21 protein-coding genes and 1 pseudogene are annotated in these 23732 nt (G+C 61.7%); 14 read left to right on the top strand and 8 right to left on the bottom strand.

What is annotated here, in order from left to right:
- Window positions 1-502: 502 nt before the first annotated feature.
- Complete coding sequence (locus B0G77_RS36560) at window positions 503-1864, top strand: MFS transporter (RefSeq protein ID WP_133666612.1); 1362 nt, start codon at window positions 503-505, stop codon at window positions 1862-1864.
- A gap of 105 nt (window positions 1865-1969) precedes the next feature.
- A complete protein-coding gene (locus B0G77_RS36565) occupies window positions 1970-2638 on the top strand; it encodes a type IV pili methyl-accepting chemotaxis transducer N-terminal domain-containing protein (RefSeq protein ID WP_243751357.1) in 669 nt (222 codons plus the stop codon).
- A gap of 74 nt (window positions 2639-2712) precedes the next feature.
- Here the strand turns inward: B0G77_RS36565 and B0G77_RS36570 are convergent, their stop codons facing one another.
- Together B0G77_RS36570 and B0G77_RS36575 are read right to left on the bottom strand one after the other, a co-directional pair.
- Entirely contained in the window at window positions 2713-2970 is a 258-nt protein-coding gene (locus B0G77_RS36570) for a hypothetical protein (protein WP_133666614.1), read from the bottom strand.
- 381 nt (window positions 2971-3351) lie between these two features.
- On the bottom strand, window positions 3352-4137 hold the full coding sequence (locus B0G77_RS36575; protein WP_133667036.1) for a TetR/AcrR family transcriptional regulator: 786 nt from the start codon (window positions 4135-4137) through the stop codon (window positions 3352-3354).
- Between the two features lie 265 nt (window positions 4138-4402).
- Here B0G77_RS36575 and B0G77_RS36580 point away from each other — a divergent pair, with 265 nt between their 5' ends.
- The 4 genes and pseudogenes from B0G77_RS36580 to B0G77_RS36595 all read left to right on the top strand — a co-directional run bounded on the left by B0G77_RS36580 (window position 4403) and on the right by B0G77_RS36595 (window position 10110).
- Window positions 4403-5584 carry an isovaleryl-CoA dehydrogenase gene (locus tag B0G77_RS36580; RefSeq protein WP_133666615.1) on the top strand — a complete coding sequence of 394 codons (1182 nt, stop codon included), beginning with the start codon at window positions 4403-4405 and terminating at the stop codon, window positions 5582-5584.
- A gap of 34 nt (window positions 5585-5618) precedes the next feature.
- Window positions 5619-7227: pseudogene (locus B0G77_RS36585) on the top strand (carboxyl transferase domain-containing protein).
- A gap of 23 nt (window positions 7228-7250) precedes the next feature.
- On the top strand, window positions 7251-8036 hold the full coding sequence (locus B0G77_RS36590; protein ID WP_133666616.1) for an enoyl-CoA hydratase/isomerase family protein: 786 nt from the start codon (window positions 7251-7253) through the stop codon (window positions 8034-8036).
- 64 nt (window positions 8037-8100) lie between these two features.
- Window positions 8101-10110: an acetyl/propionyl/methylcrotonyl-CoA carboxylase subunit alpha gene (locus B0G77_RS36595; RefSeq protein WP_133666617.1), complete on the top strand. Its 2010-nt coding sequence runs from the start codon at window positions 8101-8103 to the stop codon at window positions 10108-10110.
- 13 nt (window positions 10111-10123) lie between these two features.
- On the opposite strand, the gene B0G77_RS36600 is transcribed toward B0G77_RS36595, so the two are convergent.
- Complete coding sequence (locus B0G77_RS36600; protein WP_133666618.1) at window positions 10124-10915, bottom strand: PhnD/SsuA/transferrin family substrate-binding protein; 792 nt, start codon at window positions 10913-10915, stop codon at window positions 10124-10126.
- On the opposite strand from B0G77_RS36600, the gene B0G77_RS43625 reads away from it, so the two are divergent.
- The 7 genes from B0G77_RS43625 (at window position 10914) to B0G77_RS36635 (ending at window position 17701) form a co-directional block, all read left to right on the top strand.
- Window positions 10914-11072 (top strand): hypothetical protein, encoded by a 159-nt coding sequence (locus B0G77_RS43625; RefSeq protein ID WP_166656333.1) that lies wholly within the window; start codon window positions 10914-10916, stop codon window positions 11070-11072. The genes B0G77_RS36600 and B0G77_RS43625 overlap by 2 nt on opposite strands.
- 264 nt (window positions 11073-11336) lie before the next feature.
- Entirely contained in the window at window positions 11337-11768 is a 432-nt protein-coding gene (locus tag B0G77_RS36610; protein ID WP_133666619.1) for a hypothetical protein, read from the top strand.
- A 753-nt stretch (window positions 11769-12521) separates the two neighbouring features.
- Window positions 12522-13079: a hypothetical protein gene (locus B0G77_RS36615; RefSeq protein ID WP_133666620.1), complete on the top strand. Its 558-nt coding sequence runs from the start codon at window positions 12522-12524 to the stop codon at window positions 13077-13079.
- 236 nt (window positions 13080-13315) lie between these two features.
- Window positions 13316-14620 (top strand): gallate dioxygenase, encoded by a 1305-nt coding sequence (locus tag B0G77_RS36620; RefSeq protein WP_133666621.1) that lies wholly within the window; start codon window positions 13316-13318, stop codon window positions 14618-14620.
- A gap of 122 nt (window positions 14621-14742) precedes the next feature.
- On the top strand, window positions 14743-16092 hold the full coding sequence (locus B0G77_RS36625; protein WP_133666622.1) for an aromatic acid/H+ symport family MFS transporter: 1350 nt from the start codon (window positions 14743-14745) through the stop codon (window positions 16090-16092).
- A gap of 203 nt (window positions 16093-16295) precedes the next feature.
- Entirely contained in the window at window positions 16296-16979 is a 684-nt protein-coding gene (ligK, locus tag B0G77_RS36630) for a 4-carboxy-4-hydroxy-2-oxoadipate aldolase/oxaloacetate decarboxylase (protein WP_133666623.1), read from the top strand.
- A 14-nt stretch (window positions 16980-16993) separates the two neighbouring features.
- Window positions 16994-17701: a substrate-binding domain-containing protein gene (locus B0G77_RS36635; protein WP_133666624.1), complete on the top strand. Its 708-nt coding sequence runs from the start codon at window positions 16994-16996 to the stop codon at window positions 17699-17701.
- Between the two features lie 170 nt (window positions 17702-17871).
- On the opposite strand, the gene B0G77_RS36640 is transcribed toward B0G77_RS36635, so the two are convergent.
- From B0G77_RS36640 to B0G77_RS36660, 5 genes are all read right to left on the bottom strand, one after another.
- On the bottom strand, window positions 17872-18582 hold the full coding sequence (locus tag B0G77_RS36640; RefSeq protein ID WP_133666625.1) for an ABC transporter ATP-binding protein: 711 nt from the start codon (window positions 18580-18582) through the stop codon (window positions 17872-17874).
- A complete protein-coding gene (locus tag B0G77_RS36645; protein WP_133666626.1) occupies window positions 18579-19328 on the bottom strand; it encodes an ABC transporter ATP-binding protein in 750 nt (249 codons plus the stop codon). Before B0G77_RS36645 ends, B0G77_RS36640 begins: the two co-directional genes overlap by 4 nt.
- On the bottom strand, window positions 19325-20284 hold the full coding sequence (locus tag B0G77_RS36650) for a branched-chain amino acid ABC transporter permease (RefSeq protein ID WP_133666627.1): 960 nt from the start codon (window positions 20282-20284) through the stop codon (window positions 19325-19327). Before B0G77_RS36650 ends, B0G77_RS36645 begins: the two co-directional genes overlap by 4 nt.
- Window positions 20281-21150 carry a branched-chain amino acid ABC transporter permease gene (locus B0G77_RS36655; RefSeq protein ID WP_133666628.1) on the bottom strand — a complete coding sequence of 290 codons (870 nt, stop codon included), beginning with the start codon at window positions 21148-21150 and terminating at the stop codon, window positions 20281-20283. The genes B0G77_RS36650 and B0G77_RS36655 overlap by 4 nt, the downstream gene beginning before the upstream one ends.
- Window positions 21151-21281: 131 nt before the next feature.
- Entirely contained in the window at window positions 21282-22544 is a 1263-nt protein-coding gene (locus B0G77_RS36660) for an ABC transporter substrate-binding protein (RefSeq protein WP_133666629.1), read from the bottom strand.
- Between the two features lie 263 nt (window positions 22545-22807).
- Between B0G77_RS36660 and B0G77_RS36665 the strand changes: the two genes are divergently transcribed.
- Entirely contained in the window at window positions 22808-23728 is a 921-nt protein-coding gene (locus tag B0G77_RS36665; RefSeq protein WP_133666630.1) for a lysozyme inhibitor LprI family protein, read from the top strand.
- Window positions 23729-23732: the final 4 nt, after the last annotated feature.

The raw sequence follows: 23732 nt of genomic DNA on the forward strand, positions 1-23732 counted from the left end.
CAATTGACAATCGACAAGAGGTCCGTTTCCGCCTGCAATTGTCGCGCGAGCGTGAGGGATTGGTGCGGTTGTCGCGAATACCTCACCGTCACGGTCACGGTGTGCAGCAGGCACGAGATTGGGCAAAAAGCGTCCCTTGTGGGCCACGTGGTCCCGCACGTGCTCAGTGCTGCGTCGCACCATAGCTGTGCCTGCCTGCGTCAGAAAGCGTCGCCCGGCGCATCGGATGTTCTGGCGGATATCCCGTCTAAGGCCGCGCCGGCGGAGTTTGGCGACATGGCACGGCATTTGCTGTTGGAATCTTCGTCGGATCAACGGTGATCCTTCTGGCTGCAACATGCAGGTGAGTGGCAGCCATTATCTTCAGACTTTTGGACAACGGCGTCCCCCGAACCCAGTCTTCCGGCTGAGATCGCGGGATGCCGTTTTTGTTTTCCGGCAAACCACCGGGCGGACCAGGAAGCCCGAACCGAACGACTATTCGGACTTATGAGGAACTCTAATGAAGAACGTGATTGGCTCCCTTAAAAGCGGCGACTGGCGTGCGTTGCTCGCGTGCTTCCTGTATTTCGACACGGGCTTTACCGTGTGGGTGCTATATGGCCCGCTCGCTCCGTTCATCGGCAAGAGCGTCGCGATGACGCAGGCCGAACAGGGCTTTCTCGTCGCGGTGCCGGTTCTGTCCGCGGCAATCCTGCGCGTGACGTTAGGCAATCTGTACCAGTCGGCGAACGGTAAGCGGATCGCACTCTTTGGCGTCGCGCTCTCGGCGATTCCGACTATCGTGTTGCCGCTGCTGCCGTTCGTGCCGTCCTACACGCTCTTGCTGGTGCTCGGGGTGTTTCTCGGTATGGGTGGGGCGAGCTTCTCGGTTGCGTTGCCGATGGCCGGCAGCAACTATCCGCCGAAAGTGCAGGGGCTCGTGCTCGGGCTGGCCGCCGCAGGCAATATCGGTGCGGTGCTCGATGGCTTCCTGTTCCCGCAACTCGCCACGCATTTCGGCTGGCAGGTGGCCGCAGGCGGTGCGCTTCCTTTGCTGGCGATAGCCGGGCTGGCACTGCTGTTCTGGGCGAACGATGCCGGCCTCAAGTCGGGCAGCGCGGTACGTGCTTTCGGCAGCTTCGCGATAACGCTCGCAGGACTGATTGTCCTCGTGCTGCTGGTGGAGGCGGGCCTGTTCGGTCCGGGCAAGACGGGCGTGCTGCTCCTGCCGGTGATCGGCGCGCTGCTCGCTATCGCCGTGCTGCCGAAGCGTTATCGTGCGGTACTGGCAGAACGCGATACGTGGGTCATCATGCTGGTTTATAGCGTGACGTTTGGCGGCTTCGTCGGCATGTCGTCGTATGTGACGCTGCTGCTGACGAACCTGTATCAGATGCCCAAGATCGAGGCCGGTCTCTTCATGGCGCTGCTTGCCGCGACGGGGGCGATGGTGCGGCCGCTGGGCGGCCTGATCGCCGACAAGGTATCGGGCGTGCGCGCGCTGACGATTCTGCTCGCGGTTATCTCCATTGCCGACTTCGTGTTCGCTGCGGCGATGCCTTCTCTTGCTGGCGGCATCGCGCTGCTGCTTTGCCTTTACGTCGCATTTGGACTCGGCAATGGAGCAACGTTCCAGCTCGTGCCGCATCGTTGGGCGGGACGCACGGGTTTGCTGTCAGGCATCGTTGGCGCGGCAGGCGGCATTGGCGGCTTCTACCTTCCGGTGGTGATGGGCATCGCGCGAGAAAGCACCGGTAGCTATCAGATGGGCTTTGCGACGTTCGGCGTGGTGGCGGGCTGCGGGTTTCTGGCGATCGTAGCGCTGCGCCGGCCCTGGATGGCGTGGTCGATGCAGACCAGCATCGTGCATGCCACCGAATAACGCGCAAGGCGTGACTGGAAACTTCAGCCGGTTGGCGTGTCCGGGACTCCGTTCGCGCCGATCCGGCTGGCCGTGCAAACAGGCAAAAGAAGAATGAACATGGGCATGAAGCGGGAACATGACCAGACCGCACAGCCTGAGGCGGGCGTGTCCGGCGAGACACTGGGCACGCTCCTCAATATGGCTGGCCGTCAACGCATGCTTTCCCAACGCATTGCGCTGCAGGCCATGCTGGCGTTTCAGCAGTTCGAAGGCGCATATGCCGTGGCAAGGGAAGCGCTGCGGGTCTTTTCGGAAAGCCATGCGACGTTGTTACACGGACGCAATGGCTTGCCAGGACTTTTCTCGGCCGCGATACGCGAGGCCTTTTACGGCAGCGGGAACGTCGCGACGAAGATCGACGGTTTCATCAATCGGGCCGCGAGTGTGCTCGATGCGATCGACTGTCAGTCCTCACAGGCTGAAGCGGCGCTCCATGAACTGATCGGCATGGTCGATCCGTTGCTGAACCATCTGCATCAGGTCACATCGGTGTACGAACAGGAAAGCAGGCGAATTGCGCTGGCTCAGAGGAAGGGGCAGCAGGAATTGATCGGCAGAATCAAGGCGATCGCAAAGGAGGCGCACATCGTTTCGTTCAACGGTCAGATTGTGGCGAGCCGCGCGGGCATCGCCGGGCGCGAGTTCGCTGTCGTGGCCGGGGTGATGACCAACATCACCCGCGAGATGGAGAACGTGGTGAGTGTCTTTGCGAAGCGAACCGCGCTGGCGTGACGGACGTGATGGGTTCTATCGTTGATCGATCGCCGGTCTGAATCCCTGGATGGGATGCTTCTCTCGCGTGGACCTCAGTCACGCTCGCCGTCGAGCGAGCGGCACGGTTTCGCGCCTGGCCGGGCTACGCCATGCGGGTTGCGTCCACGATGCCGCGTTTCCTGGCGGGTCCGTCTTGCGCGCAGACCCGCTGGACGCAGGTCCGCTGTGTGTCGTTGACGCGCATCGCTGCCGACGGGAAGCTCGGGCACGTTGATCGGGTCGGCGTCATTTCTGTCGAAGAAATCACGGGCCGTGCCGTTTCCTGAAGCGACGAGCGAATGCTTGTTCATGGCGATCTTCCTTGACGTGTTCGCAGGCCAGCCGTTTGGCATGGCCTGCGCCCTCGCATGTTCGTGTAGCGCTTATCGACCCACCTTAGGCGAGCCCGAAAAAAACGGCGTCCGCTCGTGTCGTGGCACGAGGGGACGCCGTTGTCCTTATGTCTGTTTCTGCCGTCGACCAGTAAGGGACGGTCTGATAACCACACGGGCTGCACCTTTGCCGGCTCGTGTATTACCGAGCCGCTAAAGTACCATATCGGTTCAGCGCGCGAGAACTGGAAAAAAATTCGGCGCGGCAAAAAAGTGGGCCAGACGGGCCTGAAAATATCCGCTAACGCTGCCGGTGCATTGCAGCGCGCCTCAAGCCTTCAGGACGATCGCGTTCAGGTCTTATGCGGCGCCGCTGGCCGTTACCTTGCGCGTGCGCCGCGTGACCGCTGCGGCATCGCCGGCCTTGTGCGCGGCTTCCGCCTCTTCCAGCTGGCGGGTCGCTTCGCCGACGACATTGCGGAACTGCCTCAACGCGGCGAGCGACGCGTCGGGTGGCTGCAAGGCAGACCACAGCACGTCGATGAGCCGCTCCGCGGTAGCTTCGATGTCGGTGCGGCGATTGACGAGCGTCGCGTCCCAGAGCACGTGTTCCATCGGGCCGAACACCATCGATCGCAAGAGCCGCAACGGCATGTCGCGACGAATCTGACCGGTTTCCTGACCGTGCGCGAGCACCCGCATCAGCGGCGCCGTATAGCGCCGTTGCAGGTCGACCAGCGCTTCGCTGAGTTCATGTTGCCGCGAGCGGCCTTCGGATAGCACGAGCGCGCACAACCCTGTGCCGTTCACCAGCATCAGCCGCAAATGCATCCGTACGATGAATGCGAACTGCTGTCGCACGGTGCCGTCGCGCGGCAGGCCGGATTCGATCGCATCGATGATTTCGTCGTACCAGTCGCCAATCACGCGCGCACACAATTCCCGCTTGCCGCGGAAGTAGCTGAACACGGTCGCCTCGGAAATGCCCAGGCGCTGCGCGATTTCGGCTGTGGTCGCGCGCTCGTAGCCTTTCTCGGAGAACACGTCGCGGCCGGTTTGAAGGATTTCCTTCACACGCTGTTGCGACTTGCGTCCGGCTGGCTGGCGGCGCGACAGAGGGCGTTCGGCCTTCGGGGCGGCCATCATATGAGTCAAGGTCAGTTTCTGGAGCGGGAGGATTCCCGTGACGACCATAGTAGCACGGCAGGTCATGGATAAATTCCGCAAAATCCGGATTTGAGTAACACTCAAAAAACCTCTTGACGTATACGTAAATGTGGCGTGAAATTCGCCTTGAACGGTCGTGCCTGGCGGAGGATGATGGGGACGGCCCGAGAAGATCGCTGAGCAACGCTCAGAAGCCGGCTGCCCCAGCGCTCGGGCTGCCGCCAGAGAATTCCAGGAGACATAGATGACCAATCTGCCCGGTTTGCAATTTCCACTTGGTGAAGAGATCGAGATGCTGCGTGACAGCATCGCAGGGTTTGCGGCGAAGGAGATCGCGCCGCGTGCCGGCGAAATCGACCGCACCGATCAATTCCCGATGGACCTGTGGCGCAAGTTCGGTGACCTGGGCGTGCTCGGCATGACCGTCTCCGAAGAATATGGCGGCGCGAACATGGGTTACACGGCGCACATGGTGGCCATGGAGGAAATCTCGCGGGCCTCGGCATCAGTCGGCCTGTCTTATGGCGCGCACTCCAACCTGTGCGTGAACCAGATTCACCGCAACGGCACGGAAGCGCAAAAGCAGAAATATCTGCCGAAGCTCGTGTCGGGTGAACACGTCGGCGCGCTCGCCATGAGCGAGCCGAACGCCGGTTCGGATGTCGTCAGCATGAAACTGCGTGCGGACAAAAAGGGCGACCGTTACGTGCTGAACGGCACCAAGATGTGGATTACCAACGGCCCGGACTGCGACACGCTCGTGGTCTACGCGAAAACCGATATCGAAGCCGGGCCGCGCGGTATCACGGCATTTATCGTCGAAAAGGGCATGAAGGGCTTTTCGGTCGCGCAGAAGCTCGACAAGCTCGGCATGCGCGGCTCGCATACCGGCGAACTCGTGTTCGAGAACGTTGAGGTGCCGGAGGAAAACGTTCTTGGTCAGCTCAATGGCGGCGTGAAGGTGCTGATGAGCGGGCTCGATTACGAGCGCGCCGTGTTGGCCGGCGGCCCGACCGGCATCATGGTCGCGGTGATGGATGCGGTCGTGCCATATATCCACGACCGCAAGCAGTTCGGGCAATCGATCGGCGAATTCCAGTTGATCCAGGGCAAGGTCGCCGATCTGTACACCACGTTGCAGGCATGCCGCGCGTATCTGTATGCGGTCGGCCGTCAACTGGACACCATCGGCGGCGACCATGTCCGCCAGGTTCGCAAGGACTGCGCCGGCGTGATCCTCTACACCGCGGAAAAAGCGACATGGATGGCCGGCGAGGCGATCCAGATTCTCGGCGGCAATGGTTATATCAACGAGTATCCGGTCGGCCGTCTCTGGCGCGACGCGAAACTCTATGAGATCGGTGCGGGCACCAGCGAAATCCGCCGCATGCTGATCGGCCGCGAACTGTTCGCGGAAACGATGTGAGACAGATCACGCTGCGAACGGGAGAGTCACGGCGATGCCGATCATCGAAACAAAGCTGAATCCGCGCTCGGACGATTTCCGGGCCAATGCCGCCGCGCTCGAAGCGCTGGTTGCCGACCTGCGGGCAAAGATCGAGAAACTGTCGCTGGGCGGTGGGCAGGCTGCCCGCGACAAGCACATATCGCGCGGCAAGCTGTTGCCGCGCGAGCGCATCGCGCAACTGCTCGATCCGGGTACGCCGTTTCTCGAACTGTCGCAACTCGCGGCGTTCGGCATGTATCACGACGATGCGCCCGGCGCGGGTGTCATCACAGGTATCGGGCGCATTGCCGGGCAGGAATGCATGATCGTCTGTAACGACGCGACGGTGAAGGGCGGAACCTACTATCCCGTCACCGTGAAGAAGCACGTGCGCGCCCAGGAAATCGCGGCGGAAAACCGTTTGCCCTGCGTGTATCTGGTCGATTCCGGCGGCGCTAACCTGCCGAATCAGGACGACGTGTTTCCCGACCGCGATCACTTCGGTCGCATTTTCTACAACCAGGCGAACCTGTCGGCGGCGGGCATTCCGCAGATCGCCGTCGTGATGGGGTCGTGCACGGCCGGCGGCGCATATGTGCCCGCAATGAGCGACGAGTCGATCATCGTCAAGAACCAGGGCACGATTTTTCTCGGCGGCCCGCCGCTCGTGAAGGCGGCCACGGGCGAAGTTGTGACGGCCGAGGACCTTGGCGGCGGGGATGTGCATACCCGTCTGTCGGGCGTCGTCGATCATCTGGCGCAAAACGACGCACACGCGCTCGCGATTGCGCGCAGCATAGTCGGCAATCTGAATCGCGCGAAGACGGTGCCGGTCACCTTGCAGGAGCCGAAGCCGCCGCGCTACGACGTCAAGAGCCTGTACGGCGTGATACCCGTCGACACGCGCAAGCCATTCGATATCCGTGAAGTCATCGCCCGCATCGTCGACGATTCCGCGTTCGACGAGTTCAAGGCGCGCTATGGCACCACGCTGGTTTGCGGCTTCGCGCATATCTGGGGGCATCCGGTCGGCATCATCGCGAACAACGGGATTCTCTTTTTCCGAGTCCGCGTTAAAGGGCACGCACTTCATCGAGCTGTGCTGCCAGCGCAAGATCCCACTCATCTTCCTGCAGAACATCACTGGCTTCATGGTGGGCCGCAAATACGAAAACGAAGGCATCGCACGTAACGGCGCCAAGATGGTGACCGCGGTTGCGACGGCGAAGGTGCCGAAGTTCACGGTGATCATCGGCGGCTCGTTCGGTGCGGGCAACTACGGCATGTGTGGCCGTGCGTATTCACCGCGTTTCCTGTGGATGTGGCCGAATGCGCGCATTTCGGTGATGGGCGGTGAGCAGGCCGCGTCGGTGCTCGCGACCGTCAAGCGCGACGGCATCGAGGCGAAAGGCGGCGCGTGGACGGCGGAGCAGGAAGAAGCGTTCAAGAAGCCGATTCGCGATCAATACGAACATCAGGGTCACCCGTATTACGCCAGCGCGCGCTTATGGGACGACGGCGTGATCGATCCGGCGCAAACGCGCGATGTGCTCGGTCTGGGTCTTTCGGCGGCCATGAATGCACCGATCGAAGAGACGCGCTTCGGCGTGTTCAGAATGTGACGCAGGCGCAGGAGGCAAGGAACATGCAATACGAGAACCTGAGTGTCACGTTCGCCGGGCAGGTGGCAACTGTCACACTGAATCGCCCGGAAGTGCGTAACGCGTTCAACGAAGGGATGATCGCGGAACTTACCGTCGCATTCGAAGCGCTAAACGATCGTGACGATGTTCGCGCGGTCGTGCTGGCGGCGAATGGCAAGGCGTTCTGCGCAGGCGCGGATCTGAACTGGATGAAGAAGATGGCCGGCTTCTCCGACGAGGAGAACCGTGCGGATGCGCTGCGTCTTGCGAACATGCTGAGCGCAATCTATCGGTGCGGCAAGCCCGTCATCGCCAAGGTCAGTGGGGACGCGTACGCGGGCGGCATGGGTCTCGTCTGCGCATGCGACATCGTCGTGGCTGTGGATACGGCGCGATTCTGTCTGTCCGAAGCGCGCCTCGGCCTGATTCCCGCGACGATCGCGCCGTACGTGATCCGCGCGCTGGGCGAGCAGGCTTCGCGCCGTTACTTCATTACTGCGGAGCAGTTCGATTGCGCGACGGCGCTGCGTCTCGGCCTTGTAAGCGAAGCCGTGGCTGCGGATCAACTCGACGCCACGGTGCAGCAGCTTGCCGACACGCTCTGCGCGAATGGCCCACATGCGGTGCGCGAATGCAAGCAGCTCGTGCAGGACGTAGCGGGCTGGCCGCTCGATGCCGGGCTGATCGAAGACACCGCAGTGCGCATCGCACGCGTGCGTGCGGGCGCGGAAGGCCGCGAAGGCGTCGCGTCGTTCCTCGAAAAGCGTACGCCTCTCTGGCGCAACTGATGCGCGTGACACCGCGCGTCCCACGACATACAGCAGATAGAACAGCACGAGAGCGAGACACCTCATGTTCAACAAGATCCTGATTGCGAACCGGGGCGAGATTGCGTGCCGCGTCGCCGCAACCTGCAAGCGGCTTGGCATTGCAAGCGTTGCGGTGTATTCCGATGCAGACGCGAACGCCAAGCACGTCGCGGCGTGCGACGAAGCCGTGCATATCGGCGGCTCGACGGCAACGGAAAGCTATCTGCGTATCGAGCGCATCATCGAGGCCGCACTCGCGACCGGTGCGCAGGCCGTGCACCCCGGCTACGGCTTTCTTTCGGAAAACGAGGACTTCGCGCACGCCTGCGAAAAGGCGGGCATCGTTTTCATTGGACCACCGGTCGAGGCCATCGCCGCGATGGGTTCGAAAGCGGCCGCCAAGGCGTTGATGCATGCGGCGGCGGTACCGCTCGTGCCAGGCTATCACGGCGACGATCAGGACCCTCTACTGCTGCAGCGCGAAGCCGACAGGATCGGCTATCCGGTGCTGCTCAAGGCGAGTGCGGGCGGCGGCGGCAAGGGCATGCGCGTGGTCGAGCGCAGCGAGGACTTCGCGGCGGCGCTTGCGTCGTGCAAACGTGAAGCCGCCAGCAGCTTCGGCAACGATCGCGTGCTGATCGAAAAATATCTGACCCGGCCGCGTCACGTTGAAGTGCAGGTGTTCGCCGATCGTCACGGCGGCGCGGTGTGGCTGTTCGATCGCGACTGCTCGGTGCAACGCCGGCATCAGAAGGTGCTGGAAGAGGCGCCGGCGCCTGGCCTTACGAGCGAGTTGCGTCGCGCGATGGGCGAAGCGGCAGTGGCCGCGGCTCGGGCAGTGAATTACGTCGGCGCGGGTACCGTCGAGTTCATCATGACGGGTGGCGCGTTCTACTTCATGGAGATGAACACGCGGCTGCAGGTCGAGCACCCGGTTACTGAAATGGTGACGGGCCAGGATCTGGTGGAATGGCAGTTGCGCGTCGCGGCGGATGAAACGCTGCCGCTCACTCAAAGCCAGCTGCGCATCGAAGGTCATGCAATCGAAGCGCGCATCTATGCCGAACATCCGGCGCGCGGCTTTCTGCCGTCGACCGGAACGCTCAAGCACCTGCGCATGTCGGCTGGCGTTGAGTTCAGCCTGGGCGAGGTGGGCTTGCGCGCGCCCGTGCGGATCGACAGCGGCGTGCGCGAAGGCGATACGATCACACCGTTCTACGATCCGATGATCGCGAAGCTGATCGTTCATGGCGCGACGCGTGAAGATGCGCTGGCGCGAATGAGTCGCGCATTGCGTCAATGCGAAGTGGTCGGACCGCATACGAACGTGGAATTTTTGCAGCGGATCGTGACGAGCGAGCCCTTCTCGACGGCCGATCTCGATACCGGGCTGATCGAGCGTCATTACGATGCGTTGTTTGCGCCGGTGCAAAAGCCGTTCAAGGAAGCGCTGGCGCTCGCGTGCGGGGCATTGCTCACCCGCGAGGGCGGCACGGCTCACGGTGCGTCGCCGTGGGACGCGCTGTCGCACTGGCGACTGAACAGCGGCTACACGCAGACGCTGGCATGGCGCGACATCGATAGCGAAACAGCCTTCGCGGTCACGTTCGCTCGCGAGGGCGCGACGCAGACGCTGGAATACGCCGGACATCGCGATGCTTTTACGTGGTGGAGTGCCAAAGGCGCGCATGAATTCGGCGCGACCATCGGCGATACACATGTGACAGGGCGCGTGTTTATCGATGGCGATACGTTTCACGTGTTCTGCGGCGGCGCAGCGCTCGCGTTCGAATGGCAGAACCTGCTCGCCCACGCGGCCGACGCCGAGCACGGAGAAGGGCGTCTTACCGCACCAATGCCTGGCAAGGTGATCGCGGTGCTGGTGGAACCGGGTGCCGTGGTGGAGAAGGGCGCGCCGCTCATCGTGATGGAAGCGATGAAGATGGAGCACACGATCGGCGCGCCGGCAGCGGGAAAGGTGGCCGAGGTGTTGTATGCCGTCGGCGATCAGGTTGCCGACGGTGCGCAGTTGCTCGTGATGGAAGTGGGCTGAACGACCACGCGTGTCAGACGAGGCGCGCGTAGCCGGCGGCGAGCGCCTCGTCTTGCAGTTGTTCGATGCGCGCGTAGTCTGCGAGCGTGAGCGTCGAAAAGCCCTTCAAACGGAGACGTTCCGCGCGCACGGGGTCCGCTTTGCGTGCCTCTTCGAGTGCTGTGCGCAGAGCCTCGATCATTGCCGGCGGCACCTCTCTCGCCGCAATCAGCGGCAATCCCGGCGAAGTCGATGTCCAGCCGATTTCGCGGACGGTCTGCGCCAGTTCCGGTAGTGCGTCGCGTACAAACGCCATCGTCACGCAGTCGATCGCGGCGATATCCGCGCGAGCGTCCGCAACCGCCCTCAGCGAAGCGAGATGCGAACCGGTGCGAATGGTTTCAGCGAAGAATGAGCCGTTGCGTGAAAACGGGGCAACGCTATGCCGCAGCGCGTTCATGCCGCTATTCGAATCGTCCTGGTTATAGGCTGCCCGCGCGCCACGAAAATCTTCGATCGCTTCGCCCGTCGCGCCTGCGCACGTGACCAGCACGCTCGAATAATTCGCGCCCACGCAGCCAGGCGTATCGAAGTGAGGTGTCGCGATCAACTGCACGCGCTCACACAATCCCCGCATCAGCGGATAACCACAGGTTTGCGAAATCAGGAGATCGGGGCGTCGCCAGAAGGTGACCAGATCGTCGCCGGGATCGACGATGCGCGTCTGTGGCGCGGCCTCGTGCAGCACGTCGGCCAGCAGGCTGCACCAGTCGGCAGCGAGTGCGGGCGTGACGTTGTACATCGGTAGCGCGGCGATCCAGTTCATGCAGGCGATTCTGGCACATCTGCCGACGAGGCGCGTGCTTCCGGCATTGCTGATGGCGGCGTTTGCAACGAGCGTCGATGAATCGACGCTCGCCGGGTGCATGGGCACACCATTGGCAAACGGATGGACGACTTATGTGGCAGGCTTCAGCGCGTAACGTCCAACCCATTCGCCGTAGCCCATAATCACTATAGCGGCACCTACGTTCGAGGAACTGTCCGCCTCTACGAGCGCGTGAAGGCAGAGACAGGTCGCATCGATGTGCTGTTCGTCAATGCCGGCGGCGAGCCGGTCAATGTTGGACCGGGTGCGGCCAGTTAAAGTCCGTCGACGTGTCGACCAAAATTGACGACAATGTTCCCAGGGAACGAATGCGAGTCGTGCTCCGTCGTCGGAGACGCCGCTGAATCTGAAAGGAACCATGAGACGGCTATTCCTCGCTGCGCTTGCAGCCACCTCTTTCGTGACTTGCGTTCATGCGCAAAGTCACGCGTCCGGCCCGCTCTTCACACCTGGGGGTAAATTGCAATTCGTGCGTGTCGACCGCGATTTCGAGGGGATGCTCGACAAGGAAATTTTCGATCGCTTCAGCGCAAGCACCCTCACGCATTTCGATGATGTCGGCAACGCAAATGACAGCGTCACGCGCACGCTCGTGCAGACTGACTCCGGGCCGGTGCTGTACGACTTTCGCCACCATCCGCCACTGGTGCAACGCTTGGGTAAGCGTATGACGGTCAAGCGCGTATTCTGGCAAGGCGATGAAGTTGTGATGCAAAGCTCGCAAGGCTGGTTCCGATTCAAAGGCGGCGTCCTGACGAAGCTGCAGTCGTCTAAGACGACGTACCATTGACTACGCGCGCACCCCGATCACACGAACCAGCAATGACATAGGTCGCCTCGGTGCGCACGCCGTTGACTTTTTCCAGGTCGCCTTGACCTCTTGTGGGGCGAGCTGAGCCCGTCGTCGTGGGACCGGGTCTGGCCAGCCTCGGCTGTTGACCCGCGCTGATACACGGACATTCGACCGTCGCCTCCGCATAAGTAACGGACATACGCGCGCCGATGATGTCCGTCGAGTCGTCGGCCGTTGCCCGTCCTACTGCAACTTCGCTATCTTCCCATCTGATCCACTTATCGACGCGGTATTGCAGCAGGTCGTCGCAAACGTTCCCTGCGAGGACCTGAGGATATTCGCCTTGGCCTTGATTGACGGGGCTTCGAGTGGGATTCCTGCCTTGCAGAGCGAGACATGGAACAGCAAAAAAGGCGGACGTTTTCGTCATTGCATCTGGTTAACCCGCCCCTTTGAAATCCGAGGCCGCCTGGGTACCTTCCGTCTCAGTCGGCGGTTCGAGCTCCTGGCTAAATGCCGAATGTTCGATCCAGCTCCCCGCACACCGGAGGCATGACATGCCTTGCGACGGAAGTGCTCGTTGTTCGTGCGAGCGTCCGATACCCCGGCAATGTTCAAACAACAACGGGAACTCAGAGGCACGACCATCCCGGTGGGCGATACGCACGTTTGTTTAACAAAGGTCTTGCGCAGGTAGTTATAGACCACGGTATTTAGTCGGTAACTTCAGTTTATTCGAGGAGAGCAGTCATGGGTGGAGATTTCAGCGCGAGCGGGAATGATGTCAACCAAGGCTTGGTGCCGGCGGTTTCGGACAAACCCGGTCTCAACGTGACCATTCGTGCGGGAGTGATCGGCGGACTCGCTGGGGCAGTGTGCATCTGGATTTACGAGGCTCTTATCTGGGTAGGCGCTCAGCACTTGATGCCCCTGGCAGGCATTCCGCGTAATGCAACAGGCCTTGTGTTCGGCAAGGCGGTGCAGGATTCGCTCGGTGTATGGGCGTATTTTCTTGGCACCGGCATTCACTTTTTCTTCTCGATTGCATGGGGCATCCTGTTTGCGATGATCTGGCCGTATTTCCGCCGGCGCGGGTATGAAGCGACGTTCGTGGCGTTGTTTTACGCCATGTTCGCGTGGATCGTGATGCATGTGGCAATCATAATCGCTGGCGATAACCACCCCAATTACTATGACCCCGTCGTGATCATTGGTGGATTCATGTCTCACTTCTGCTTCACGGTTACGCTTGCCCTCATCGTGAAAAGAATGCTGGCTCCGGTCACGCCCGAAACGTCGGCACGATAAGCAAAGGCATGCCTTCGGATCGCACTTCGTGACGGCGTGATGATGTAGTGACGTCATGGGAGAGAAACGCCATCTAGCGCTTGCGCACGCTGCGGCCTTGACACCTGCACTTTATGCCAGAGCGATGACGCTTCCCGTGGCGCCAGCCATCGTGACCGAAGTTGCGCTTGCCCGTCATGTATCAGGTGTTGGGGCTCGACTAGCGGTTTAGATGAGTCGTTTGAAGGAGTACAGGAATGGCACGGATCATTGGAGGTATCGCCGCCTCGCACACACCCACCATCGGTTTCGCTTTCGACAAGAACAAGCGCGACGATCCTGTCTGGGCACCCATCTTCGAAAATTTCGCACCGTTGGCTGACTGGCTCGCTGAAAAGCAACCTGACGTGATTCTGATCATCTACAACGATCATGTCACTTCGTTCTTCTTCGATCACTATTCAGCGTTCACGCTAGGCGTCGGGCCAGAGTGGCACGTCGCGGACGAAGGCGGCGGCGCCCGTGATCTTCCCCCGATCAAGGGGCATCCGGAGTTGGCCGCGCACATTGGGAACTCGCTCATGACCGATGAGTTCGACATGTCCTTCTTTCAGAACAAGGCGCTTGATCACGGCTGCTTTTCGCCCTTGTCCATGCTTTGCCCGCATAAGCCCGAGTGGCCCGTGAAACTGGTGCCGCTGCAGATGGGCGTGCTGCAATTGCCGGTCCCGAGTGCGCGCCGCTTCTACAAGCTTGGGCAAGCGCTAAGACGCGCAATCGAAAGCTATCCGGAGGATCTTAAAGTCGCGATCCTCGCAACGGGTGGCCTGTCACACCAGGTGCATGGAGAGCGAGCCGGATTCAACAACACGGAATGGGACCAGCGCTTTCTCGATCTCTTTGAGCGCGACCCCGAGCAGCTGGCCGCGATGACTCTCGCCGAATACGCCGAGCTGGGCGGATATGAGGGCGCGGAAGTGGTCATGTGGCTCACGATGCGCGGTGCGCTGTCGGCCAACGTCGTGTGCAAGCATCGCAGCTACTACCTGCCATCGATGGCAGGTATCGCGACCGCAATCTACGAAGGGGAAGATGGGGATACGAACCCTGCGATCGTCGAGCGCCACCGGCGGCAGATGGCGAATGAGCTGGCCGGTGCCGAGAAGCTCGATGGTACGTATCCCTTCACTATCGAGCTTGCGGTGAAGGCGTACCGGATCAACAAATACCTGCATCGGATGGTGGAGCCCAGTCATCGTGAAGCCTTTTTGCGCGATCCCGAGGCCAGCTTCGCGGCGGCTGGTTTGACCGCGGAGGAGCAGGACCTGATCCGCCGACGCGACTGGCGCGGCCTGCTGCATTACGGCGTGATCTTCTTCATGCTCGAGAAGCTGGGGGCAGTGACCGGAGTGTCGAACCTGCACATCTACGCCACCATGCGCGGGGAAACGCTGGAAGCCTTCCAGCGCACGCGAAACGCACCCGGCGCGCTGTATTCGGTGGCAGGCAAAACAGCCGGGAAACTTGATTGGGACAGTAGTGCAGATACACAAAAGAGCTGACGAGCGGATCGAGCGCCCCGGTGCTTGCGCGCCGGGCGCCGTCCAGGTCGAGCAAGACGCATGGCAAGCGGGAAGAGGGCGGTCATGCCAGAACACCAACGCAAGGAGACAGGAGAAAGCTGATGACAAGTGGAAAAATGATTGATATCAAGGCCTTTATTGACGATCGACCGATCTCGCCTTACCAGTGGCTACTGGTAGCGCTATGTTTTCTCGTGGTGATTACCGATGGCATGGATGTGGCCATCATGGGTTTTGTAGCGCCATCGATCATTCACGACTGGGGGATTTCGCGCCCCGCGTTCGGTCTGGTGATGAGCGCCGCGCCGATTGGTCTGGTGATCGGCGCCCTGGCGGCAGGACCCGCTTCCGATCGTGCTGGGCGAAAGGGCGTATTGATTACATCGGTTTTCCTCTTTGGCGTTTTTACGATTGCAACGGCATTTACCCAGACGCCGATGGCGATGGCCTTGTTGCGACTGCTGACCGGCATCGGTTTGGGTGCCGCCATGCCTAACACGACGACGCTGCTGTCGGAATATGCGCCGCAACGCAAGCGCTCGCTGTTGATCACGATCATGTTCACCGGCTTCAACCTGGGATCGGCCCTGATCGGTTTTGCTGCCGGTTGGCTCATTCCCGTAGAGGGCTGGCGTTCGGTGTTGATTTTCGGTGGCGCCCTGCCGCTGGCGTTGATTCCATTGCAACTGTGGCTGCTGCCGGAGTCGGCCCGACTGCTGGCAGTGCGCGGAGCACCGGACGCGCGTATCGGCGCTGTCCTGGGCCGGGTGTGCGGCGAGCGGTTTTCCGGCGATGAGGTGTTCGTCTCCAACGAACCGCCATTGCCCACGCGCAAGCCAATTGGCGTGCTGTTCTCGCATGGGTACGGCCTGATGACCGTGGCACTTTGGGTCACCTATTTCATGGGCCTGCTCGTCATTTATCTGCTGACCGGCTGGCTGCCTACGCTGATGAAGGACGCCGGCCTGAGCGTCACCACGGCGGCCAACACCACGGCAATGTTCCAGATCGGCGGAACGATTGGCGCAATCCTCGTCGGCTGGCTCATGGACAAGGTCCGGCCGGCCCCCGTGATCAGTGCTGCCTATGTCGGCGGCGCCCTCTGCGTGCTCGGCTTGGGATGGATTGGCGCCTTGTCCTCGTCGCTCACCTTGCTGGTTTTCGCCGCGGGCTTCTGCATGAGCGGTGCGCAGACGGGGTTGAACGCCTTCGCACCGGGCCGGTACCCGACGGTCGCGCGCGCGACCGGGGTTAGCTGGATGCTCGGCATGGGCCGCTTCGGCAGCATCTTTGGGTCCGCCATCGGCGGAGCGCTGCTCGGGCTCGGCTGGCAATTTGGCGCGATTCTGGCAATGCTGGCTATCCCCGCTACGCTGGCTGGGATCGCTATCTTGCTGGCCCAGCGCACAAAAGCTGGCGAGGCTGCTCCGCAACCAAACGCGGCACATTAAGGGAGTCGGCGCGGGTGGCACCGCGCCGACAACCGGATCAGTTCTTGGGAGAGGCGATGATCATCGACATCCATGGCCATTACACCACCGCGCCGAAAGCGCTGGAGACGTGGCGCAACCGCCAGATTTCGAGCATCGGGAACCCGTCCGCGACGTGTCTACCCGCGCCTCGATGCAGCGCTCAAAACGAAAGGTAATTGATCATGTATGAACTCGGAGTCGTATATCGAAACATTCAGCGCGCGGATCGCGATACGGCCACCAGACTTGGCGCGCTCGGGTCCGCGACTGTTCACGAGGCGATGGGGCGCGTGGGCCTGATGAAGCCCTATATGCGCCCGATCTATAACGGCGGGCAGGCGGGCGGCACCGCCGTCACAGTCCTGCTGCAACCGGGCGACAACTGGATGCTGCATGTGGCGGCCGAGCAGATCCAGCCAGGCGACGTCGTCGTTGCGGCGGTCACGGCCGACAGCACGGACGGCTATTTCGGCGACCTGCTGGCGACGAGCTTCAAGGCCCGCGGAGCCCAGGGACTGGTAATCGATGGTGGCGTGCGCGATGTGAGTGTGCTGGCCGACATGAACTTCCCGGTATGGAGCAAGGCGATCTCCTCCAAAGGGACCGTCAAGGCGACGCTGGGTTCCGTGAACATACCCGTGATATGCGCTGGGGCGCTGGTGACGCCGGGCGATGTCATCGTGGCGGACGACGACGGTGTGGTCGTGGTGCCTGCGGCCTCGGCGCGGAAGGTTTTGGAAAAGGCAGCCGCGCGCGAAGCCAACGAAAGCGGGAAGCGCGCGAAGCTGGCCGCCGGCGTGCTCGGTCTGGATATGTACAACATGCGCGAACCGTTGCAACAAGCTGGACTGCGCTATATCGATTGAAAAGGGCAGCAACCATGGTCACGGGTCAAACCATCAATGAACCGATCACCGGCATCTCTTCGATGTCCACCCGCAACGTGCTTGCCGATCTGGTTGAAGAGTATGAGCGGCTGTCGGGGCAGCAGGTGGTCGTCGAGTCGGTCGGGGGCGTTGAGGCTGCCCGGCGCGTCCAGCACGGGGAGCCGTTCGATTTTGTCGTACTTGCAGCCGACGCGATCGATCGGCTGGCCGCCGCTGGCCGAGTCGATCCGCGCAGTCGGGTCGACCTGGCCCGTTCGGGCGTGGCAATTGCGGTGGCGGCCGGGGCACCGCGACCCGACATCGGCACTGAAGCCGCAGTTCGCGACGCCATTCTGGCCGCGCGCAGCATCGGCTATTCGACGGGTCCGAGCGGTTCGCACCTGACTCGCCTGTTCGAGCGCTGGGGCATCGCCGAGACAATCGCGCCGCCCATCGTGCAGGCGCCCCCCGGCGTGCCGGTGGGCACGCTCGTCGCGCGCGGGGAGGTCGAGCTAGGTTTCCAGCAACTGAGCGAATTGATGCACTTGCAAGGCATTGAGGTCATCGGCTCTCTGCCGGTTGAGATCCAGGTCGTTACCGTCTTCACGGCTGCCATCTGCACGGCATCCGCGCGGCATGAAGCCGCGAAGGCGCTGCTCTCCTTTCTGGCCTCACCCAAGGCTGACTCCGCCAAGCGTGGTCACGGTATGGAGTCGGCATGATGCCGTCACTTCGGATAGAGCAGAGCGCGCACTTCTGAGATGTCGTCCTGCAATTCCTGAGCGAGCTTCGGCCTGCCGAAAAACCGCTGGTACTCCGGAGTCTGCTGCACCAGCATTTCGAATCCCGCATGGGCGGGAACGAGGTGCAGTAAGACAGGCGCGCATGGCGTCTACTGCTCCACGCTGGCACCGGTTAGGGCTCGTACCCGGCTTTCATCGGCGGCGAGCGTGCCCGCGTCTCCCGAGTAGACGATGCCGCCATCGTCCAGCACGTAAGCATCATCGGCGATCTCGAGACTCATGCGTGCGTTCTGCTCCACCAGCAATACCGAAATCCCATCACCGCGCATCTGCGACACGACTCGAAACACCTCCCGAACGATCAGCGGGGCCAGACCTTGCGATGGCTCATCGAGAATGAGCAGCCGGGGATTGAGCAGGAGTGCGCGGGCAATCGATAGCATCTCCTGTTCGCCGCCGGACAGCAGGCGCCCGCGACTGAACCTGCGCTCGGCGAGGCGTGGAAACAGCTCGTAGATTCGTGCGATCGTCCATGGTCCGCCGCGCTCCAACGGGACCATCAGATTTTCCTCGACGCTGAGATTGGCGAAGATTCTTCGCCCCTCGGGCACGTAGCCGACGCCGCTCGCGGCGATCTGGAAGGTCGGCCAGCGCGTGGTATCCGCGCCGAAAATCGTCACACACCCCTGGCGTGCGGGCGTCAAACCCACGAGGGTACGCAAGGTCGTGGTCTTGCCGGCTCCATTGCGACCGAGCAGTGCCGTGATCCGGCCTTCCGCAACCTTCAGGCTCACGCCATGCAGGATATGGCTCTTGCCGTAGTAGGTATGCAGCCCTTCGGCGGTCAGTGCGGCGCTCATGCTGTGTTACCCAGATAGGCGGCCTGTACGGCCTCGTTGGAAGCGATCTCAGCTGGCGAGCCTTCGGCGAGGAGGCCGCCCTGATCGAGCACCGTGATTCGATCGGCGAGATGGAAGACCACGCGCATGTCATGCTCGATCAGCACGATGGTGAAATTGCCGCCGCTGTGCAGGCGGCGCACGAGCTGCGTAATCTCGTGAGTCTCCTGATCGCCCATGCCGGCGGTGGGCTCGTCGAGCAGCAGGAGGCGCGGCCGCAGCGCCAGCGCCATGGCGATCTCGGCAACCCGCTGGTCACCGTGCGGCAGCTCGCCGACCAGCCGGTGCGATTTGCCAGCAAGACCCGTGAGCTCAAGCGTCTCTTCGATGTGACGACGAACCCGCGCCCGCCCGGTGCTGCTGATCCACGGGCGCAGGCGAAAGCCCTCCGTCACCTCCGCACTGATGCGCACGTTCTCGAATACGGTCAGTTCAGGAAAAATCTCGGTGATCTGGAACGTGCGGGCGATGCCGGCCGCAACGCGCCGATACGCAGGAAGCGCCGTGATGTCGAGTCCGTCGAACACGATCGTTCCCACGCTAGGTGGGAAAAAGCCGCTGATGAGATTGAAAAATGTGGTCTTGCCGGCGCCGTTCGGCCCAATGACAGCGCGCAGCTCGCCCTTCTCGACCGTGAGCGATACGTCGCGCACCGCGGTCAGGCTGCCAAAGCGCTTGCTGACGCGCCTGACTTCGAGCACGCTCATGAGTCGCTCCTGCGCTGAATGAAGCCGAGCAGCCCGCGCGGGAAAAACAGCACGATTGCGACGAACAGCATGCCGACGAACGACATCCAGTTGACCGTGATGCTCGAAAGATAATCCTGCAGCACGACGAATACCGCGGCGCCGAGCAGCGGCCCCCACAAGCTGCGCATGCCGCCCATCACCGCCATCATCACGAAATCGCCCGACTGGCTGTAGTGCAGCCCGCGCGGATCGGCGAAGTTGTTCAGGAGAGCGTAGAGCGCACCGGCGAACCCCATGAAGAAACAGGACAGCGTGAAGGCGATCCAGATGTGCCAATCGACGGGAATGCCGAGAAAGCGCGCACGCCGCTCATTTTCGCGGATTGCGATCATGGTGCGCCCGAACGGGGAGCGCAGGATGAAGCCCATCACGCCGATCGCCAACGCAAGGCAAAACAGCACGAAGTAGTAGAACGCGTTTGCGTTCGACAGGATGTCGATGCGGGCGACGCCGAGATCGAGCGGCTGGCGTGAAAAGCCGCGCAACCCGTCGTCGCCGCCGGTGACGGCGCTCCATTGAAAGGCGATGTAGTAGAAGACCTGCCCGAACGCGATGGTGACCATGGCGAAGTAGACGCCGCGTCGCCGTGCGATGAGCGCGCCCAGCAGCGTGCCGGCAATGCCGCCGAGCAGCGTGCCGCACAGCAGCGCGAGCGGTGTGCTCGGCGCGATAAACTTCAGCGCGAGGCCGGCGCCATAGGCGCCGAGTCCGAAATACGCCGCGTGTCCGAAGGACAGCACGCCGGTGAAGCCGAGCAGGAAGTTGACCGACATGGCTGCCAGTCCGAGCACGAGCACGCGCGTGCCGAGCGCGGTGTAGCCGCCCAGCAACGGCATCCAGTAGGGCGCGAGCAGGAGCGTTGCCCAGAGCGCCGCGATGACGACCAGCCGGGGAGCGTGGGGGTATGTGCTCATGTCATCATGCCTTCTTCGCCGAGCAGGCCGCGCGGGCGGATCAGCAAGACCACGGCCATCAGCACGTACATGATGGCCTCGCTCGCCGCAGGGAGGAACACGGCGGTGATGCCGGAAGCGACGCCGATCAGCAAGCCGCCGAGCAGTGTACCGGTGAGGCTGCCAACCCCGCCGACGATGATGGCGATGAAGCTCGGCATCAGGAGGCCGGTTCCCATTGTCGGCTCCAGCCCGAGCTGGCCCGCGGCGAGCACGCCGCTCAGACCGGCGAGAAAGATGCCGACGGCGAAATTGAGTGCGCGCAGCCTGCCCACGTTGATGCCAAGCGCCGCGACGGTCTCGAGGTCGAGCGTGCCGGCGCGGATGCGTATGCCGAGCCGGCTGTAGCGCAAAAGCATGAAGAGCAGTGCAACGGCGACGGTCACGGTGCAGACCATGAACAGGCGGTAGCCGGTGATGAAGAAGAACTCGTTGCTCAGGGGCCGCGCCAGCACGGGCGGGATGGTCACGGGCTTGCCCTGCGCACCCCAGATGGAACGGGTGCCGTCCTCGATCATGAAGGCGAGGCCGAACGTCAGCAACAGACTGTAGAGCGGATCGCGCCCGTAGACTCGCCGGATGAGTACCCGCTCGACGGCGAGACCGATGACGGCCGTGCATATTGGCGCGATCAGCAATGCACCCCAAAACCCGACATACGGCGTGATCGTATAGGCAATGTAGCCGCCGATCACGAGAAAGCCGCCATGGGCGAAGTTGATCACGTTGCTCAGGTTGAGAATGAGCGACAGGCCAAGCGCCATCAGCACGTAAAACGCTCCGATGATCAGCCCGTTGGTGACGTTGAAAAGGAGTAGTTGAGTCATCGGCCGCTCATGTCCTGACGCAACCCATGCACGCGCCGCGTCGGGCAGCCTGGGCCGCTGTGTTGCCACGCATGCGTGGCAGGTTCGTGGCAACGGTTTCCGGCATTACCGCGCGGACATCGTCCTCGGGATCAGGCCGGCCACTGCAGCTGGCAGCCGGTCGCAGCCTCGGGCGGGGCAGTCTTGTCGCCGGCGACCACGCGCTCGACGCGAAACAGATCCTCTGGGTCGCCCGCCGGCTGAGACAGCGCTTCGCCGACGAACGAAGAGGTCATCAGCTGGTGGTCTCCCTTGCGGTAGTAGCACTTGTTGGGCTGCAGCTTGACGTCGTCCGCGAGTTCGAACCCGCCGAGCGCCTCGGCGAGCTTTTTCGCATCGAGGCTCTTTTCCTTATTGGCGACCGCGGCGAGTGTATGAACCGACGTGTAGCCAAACCAGTGGCGTGCGGTGGGGACTTTGCCGCCATTCATCTTGCGGATGTCGGCGACGAACTTCTCGACGCCCGGAACACCCGGCTGCTTCCAGTACCACTCGAACATCCAGATGCCGACGCGCGCCTCCGGCGGCATCGCCTCGAGCGATTCGAGCTCCTGCTGAAGCCCGGCAACGTGGATCTGCTTTCCAATGCCGAACTGCGCGATCTGCTTCAGGCAGTTGACCATGTCGGAACCTTGCGGCAGCACCAGCAGAACATCGGGGTTGGCTGCGCGCGCCTTGATCAGGTACGCGGAGAAATCGGTCGTGCCGAGCGGCGTGAGTTCGTTGCCGGTCATCGTGCCGCCGAGCCTTTGCAAATCCCCCAGCGCGGCCTTTTGCAGCGTATGACCGAAGGCGTAGTCCGGGGTAATGAAATGCCACTTCTTGCCATACCTGGTGAAGAGGAGGTCGGCGACCGCGTTGGCCTCCATGCTTGTCGTATTGCAGACGCGAAAGACGTTCCACTTGCAATCGCTGCCGGTGATCGTGTCGGTGTGGCCGCCCGAGACGATGTGCAACACCTTCTTCTCGTTGCTGACCTGGGCGATGGCCTGAGCGATGCCGGAATTCACGTCCCCGATCAGAAACGTGACCTGATCACGATCGATCAGCTTGCGCGCCTTCTGCACGCCAGTGCCGACGTCGTTCGCCGAGTCTTCTACCAGCAGCTCGATGGGGCGCCCGAGAATGCCGCCGTTGGCATTGACCTGTTGCACGGCGAGCCTGGCGCCCGTCACTTCATTCTGTGCGACTGCAGCATAAACGCCGGTCATCGGATCGACCATGCCGATGCGCAGCGGTGTCTCGCCACGTGCCTTGATGATGAAGGGCGAGGCGAGCTGCAACGCTGCAGCAGCAGCGGCCCCCTTGAGCACCGTGCGACGACTGACGGCGCGGATATGACCCGGACTTTTCATAGGGGTTCTCCCTGATTTTTTTACGTCGAACCGGTCAAACGCCTGAATCCTGAACCGAAGCTTGAGCATCCTCGGTCAGCTCAATCTTGATCTTGTTGGAGGGGATCCACAAGTCCTCCTTATGGCGCTTCGGAGTTCGGGTAACCGTAGTGTTCACGAGCACGCTTCGGTCGACGGTACACCGGCTTGCATGGATCGATCGCTCCATGACACCGCTCAAGACAGACTCGAGACTATGCTTCTGATATTCCGAGGAGAAGCGTATGCGCGGCACTGAGTACCCAATAGCCAAAAGCGCGGCCGTACAAAGCTTGATCCAGCGGTTGCTTTCGTGGCTTTGTTTCACTTTGCTGATGATTCCCGGTGCGGCGCCAGGGATGGATTTCAGCATCTCCTACCAACCACAACTAAAGCTGAAAATGGTTGTCGGTGAAGGGAGGATTCAGGACGGTGACGCGGAGAAGTTTCTGGCGCTCGCCAGGACGGCCGACCGTGATGACGAAGGACTCGTTATCCTCGTTTTAAATAGTCCAGGAGGGAATGTTGAAGCCGCTTTCCGGGTCGTTGACGCAATGGATAAAGTACGCGTCTATACAGCAGTTCCCGATAAATTCAAGTGCGCGTCCGCTTGCGCTTCTATCCTGTTCGCTTCCGGGGAACGCCGAAGTGTCTTCGGGACTGGGCTGCTCGGTTTTCACAGTTGCTACCGGCGCGACGGGCGAACCTCCACCGAGGACTCGCTCTGCAACGAAATAATCGCGGCAAACGCCATGCGAAGGGGGGTAAGCCACTCAGGCATCAATCACTTCGTTAAGCAATTTGGTGCGGGAGACATGGCATGGGTCGGGCACGACGCTGCTTGCAAGTCGTTGCAAGGGCTATGCAAACCAGGGCTAATGGAAATCCGCTATGGGACGAAGGCTGCATTGATGCAAAGTCTCGATTGCAGCAAGCTTATATCTGTTCAAGCGCAGCTTATCTGCGGGGATGCGGAGCTCACCCGTGTCGATAAAACATTGGCAGAACTCTATAGCCAAAAGATGAAAGTATCGGCTAACAAGACGCGATTACGAGCGGATCAACGAGCATGGCTTCGCGATTCTCGCAACGTGTGTGGTGATAAAGCTTGTCTACTGCGAAGCTATCGTCTCCGCATCGATGAACTTAATCGGATGCGGTCGTAATGAT

This window comes from Paraburkholderia sp. BL10I2N1, from assembly GCF_004361815.1.
Taxonomy (GTDB): Bacteria; Pseudomonadota; Gammaproteobacteria; order Burkholderiales; family Burkholderiaceae; genus Paraburkholderia.